We start from the raw sequence: 3078 nt of genomic DNA, 5'->3' as shown, positions 1-3078 counted from the left end.
GCGTGCGGGATGGGGGGGGGGACACCGTGGCGGGGGCGGGGGGCGCGGGGGTCGGGGGGGGGGGGGGGGGGGGGGGGGGGGGGCCGTCCGCCCGACCCCGCCCCCCCCGCGGCGAGGCTCGCCGCGAGGAACGCCGATTCGACCGCGTTGAGGTGGGTTCCGCTGTTCGTCACCCAGTCGTGCGCGGTGGCCAGGCGAACGCCCCGGTACAGGGAGCCGGGGTCGCGGCCGAGCGCGTCCCAGGAGGTGGCGGCCTGGCCCAGCCGGCGGTGGACCCCCAACCCCTCCCGCCCCGCGTCGAGCCAGTTCCGCAGGCGTGGCCACGACCGGATCAGCACCTCGTGGGTCATCTCCAGGCCCCGGGCGTCGGCCGTCACGAGCCGGGCCCCGATCAGCCGCTCGACGACCAGCGCGGTGTCCCGACCGGTGTCGAGTTCGTCGCGGTGGACCACGCGCTTGGCGTCCTCCCGCTCGTCAGCGGCGACCATGCGGAGGAACAGGTCTCGCGCGATCCGCCGTTTCGCGTCGTCCAGCGCCTCGTAGGTGCGGTCCGCGGTGCGGGCGACGGCCTCGGCGATGCCGCCGGTCTCCCGGTAGGCGGCCAGCGTCATGGTGGTGCCCCGTCGCCGGCGCCACGTCTCCAGCAGGGCGTGCGACAGCAGCGGCAGCACACCGGGGTGGCCACCGGTCTCGGCGAGGACCGTCGCGACGAGCGCGCCTTCCAGGCGGTAACCGCACACCTCGGCCGGTCCGGTGATCGCGGCGCGCAACTCGTCGGTGGTCATGGGGCCGACGAGCACCTCCGCGTCCCTCATGGCTTCCGCCAGGGCCGGGTGCTCCGCGCAGCGGGTGCGGAAGTCGGTGCGGACGCCCAACACCACCCTCGCGGCGCTGGAAGGGGATCGCGCGGCGTGCAGCAGCGCGCCGAGGAACGCCTCCCGCTCGACGTCGTCGCAGAGGGTGAACAACTCCTCGAACTGGTCCACGACGACCAGCACGTCCGCGGAACTCCCCGCGGTCACCTGCCTGATCCGCAGGTGCAGGTTCTCCGGGTCGGCGCGCAGTTCGGCGTGCAATTCGGCCACCGGGCACCCGGTCAACGCGGACAACGCGACCGCGCACTCCTCCAGCGGCGCGCACCCCGGTGTCATGGACAACACCGGGCGGTCTTCGCTCCTCGCGATCAGGCCCGCTCGCAGCAACGACGACTTCCCGGCGCCGGAAGCGCCGAACACCGCCACGAAGCGGTCGCGGTGAACGCGGCGGACGAGGTGCTCGGCCAGTTCTTCCCGACCGGAGAACAGCGCGGCGTCCTGCGGCCTGAACGCGGCCGGCCCCGGGTAAGGCGCACGTTCGCCATCCACGCGTTCCGGCTTGAACGCCGTGGTCTCGGCCGTAGCCGCACGCCAGCGGCGCTCCCACTCGCCGGGGTCGGCGCCGCAGCCGCGCGCGAACGCCACCGTGACCGCGAGGCTCGGCAACTTCTTCCCCGCCGCCGCGTCGGCCAAGGTGGAAACCGAGTAGTGCGAACGTGTAGAGAGTTCGCGATATGTGGGGTTCCCCGCCTCCCGCCGCAGCGCTCGCAGTCCCCGGGCCAGCGCGGTGACCGGATCATCATCCGCTTTCAAGGGTTTTTCAGGACGTGGCACCGACATCCCCCAGTTTGTCCGATCATTGTTGTCCGATGCCCGTGCGCGGACAACGGACAACTCCTCCCCGCTAGACATGGTGGCATTCCGCACCGCTCGGCACGAGGGCGAATGTGGAAATCACCCGATTCACGGAGGAGCGGTCATGAAGCTGTGTTCACGAGTGGCGGCCATCGCCGCGGCGGTCGTGGCGACCGTCGCCCTGTCGGCGCCGTCGTCGTCGGCGGCGGTCGAGGCGAACCCCTACACGCCGGAGGAGGCGTGCCAGAACGACTTCGGCGGCACCTGGTCCCGGGCGACCGACGGGCACCGGGACGTGCGGACCCCGTCCGGCGCGAAGTGGGGGGACGTCTGGCTGATGTACAGCAGCGGGGCGAACTGCGTGGCGACCATCAAGTCGGTCGACGTGGGCGTCTCCACCTGGACCGAGGCGTGGCTCATGGTCGAGGGTGCGCCGGCCTGGAAGGTCGACGACGGGGCCTTCCAGTACTACGCGGCCGTCAAGGCCGGCGCGAACCGCCTGTGCGTGATGTACGCGGGCGACATCTACCGCACGGCCTCGGCCACCGGCACGGTGGCGACGGGCGCGCGGTACGAGTGGGGCAACTGCGGCTGAGCCGAGGGGTGCGACGCCCGACCCCGGTCACCGGAGTCCTCGGAGTCTCGTCGGAGTCGTCGGCTCCGGGGGCTCCGGTCGCGGTCACGGCGCCGGCGCGGGCTCGGCGAAGCCCGTGCGCAGCCGGTCCACCAGCGCGTCCACCAGGTCGACCAGCCGGGGCGGGTCGGTGGTGTCCAGCCACCGGCCGACGACCACGCGCAGGGTCGCCATCACGGTGGCCGCGAGCAGCGCCGGGTAGAGGTCGGAGTCGGGGTCCAGGCCGACCCGCGCGGCCACCGCGGCGGCCAGTTCCCGCTCCTGCGCGGCGAACGCCGCGATCTGGTGCGGCAGCAGCGCCGGGGTGCCGCGCAGCGCCCTCAGTTGGGCGACCTTGCCCTGGTCGACGTGCTCGGGGACGACCTCGACCAGCGCCCGCCGCAGGGCGTCCAGCACCGGTTCGGCGGCGGGTCGCTCGACGAAGGCGCGCACGAACGCGGTGGCCGTGGCCACGTCACCGGCGACGACCGCCTCCTCCTTGGAGGAGAAGTAGTTGAAGAACGTGCGCAGCGACACCCCGGCCTCGTTGGCGACCTGTTCGACGGTCACCCCGTCCAGGCCGTGCGCCACGCACAACCGCAGCGCCGCGTCGGCCAGCGCGGCGCGCGTGGCCTGCTTCTTTCTCTCCCTGAGCCCGGACACGGGAGAAGTGGGGGCCCCGCCCCCCGGCCCCCCCGCCAAGGGGGCCCCCCCCGGTTGGGGGCCCGGGCAAGTGCCCGGGGGCCCCAACGCCGCCGCCGCCCCGCCCCCCCGACCCCCGGCGGGCGGTGGCGG

The 3078-nt window shown here is 73.9% G+C and carries 3 protein-coding genes; 1 reads left to right on the top strand and 2 read right to left on the bottom strand.

What is annotated here, in order from left to right; all coding sequences use genetic code 11:
• Positions 1-1655, bottom strand: a 1655-nt coding sequence (locus ACFV4N_RS32080) for a helix-turn-helix domain-containing protein (RefSeq protein WP_499676385.1), incomplete at its 3' end; no start/stop codon positions are given.
• A 139-nt stretch (positions 1656-1794) separates the two neighbouring features.
• On the opposite strand from ACFV4N_RS32080, the gene ACFV4N_RS32075 reads away from it, so the two are divergent.
• On the top strand, positions 1795-2265 hold the full coding sequence (locus ACFV4N_RS32075; protein WP_499676384.1) for a hypothetical protein: 471 nt from the start codon (positions 1795-1797) through the stop codon (positions 2263-2265).
• Positions 2266-2349: 84 nt separating this feature from the next.
• On the opposite strand, the gene ACFV4N_RS32070 is transcribed toward ACFV4N_RS32075, so the two are convergent.
• A complete protein-coding gene (locus ACFV4N_RS32070) occupies positions 2350-2946 on the bottom strand; it encodes an acyl-CoA-like ligand-binding transcription factor (protein ID WP_499676383.1) in 597 nt (198 codons plus the stop codon).
• Positions 2947-3078 lie beyond the last annotated feature (132 nt).

The organism is Actinosynnema sp. NPDC059797 (assembly GCF_042732085.1).
In the GTDB taxonomy this organism is placed as follows: Bacteria; Actinomycetota; Actinomycetes; order Mycobacteriales; family Pseudonocardiaceae; genus Actinosynnema.
This window is presented reverse-complemented; position numbering and strand designations above follow the sequence as displayed.

Coding starts and splice junctions, on each gene's coding strand:
- ACFV4N_RS32075 (WP_499676384.1), top strand. CDS start 1,795: ATGAAGCTGTGTTCACGAGTGGCGGCCATCGCCGCGGCGGTCGTGGCG.